The 216-nt window shown below is 49.5% G+C and carries 1 tRNA gene; it reads right to left on the reverse strand.

The window, feature by feature from the left end:
* Positions 1–119: 119 nt before the first annotated feature.
* Positions 120–195, reverse strand: a tRNA-Ala gene (locus N5923_RS00005).
* Positions 196–216: the final 21 nt, after the last annotated feature.

Raw genomic sequence — 216 nt, forward strand, 5'->3', positions numbered from 1 at the left:
TTACGGAGAAATGAGACGACATGTCGTTTCAATTTTCAGCTTGTTCCGGATTTTTAAAGAGCATAATACTTCGCAGCATACCGTTGCCGGCGTGCTCTGAAGTATTTTTAGTAACGGTATGGTGGAGCTAAGCGGGATCGAACCGCTGACCTCCTGCGTGCAAGGCAGGCGCTCTCCCAGCTGAGCTATAGCCCCATACAGTTACTGCAGAGACCA

This window comes from Winslowiella arboricola, assembly GCF_025527015.1.
In the GTDB taxonomy this organism is placed as follows: domain Bacteria; phylum Pseudomonadota; class Gammaproteobacteria; order Enterobacterales; family Enterobacteriaceae; genus Erwinia; species Erwinia arboricola.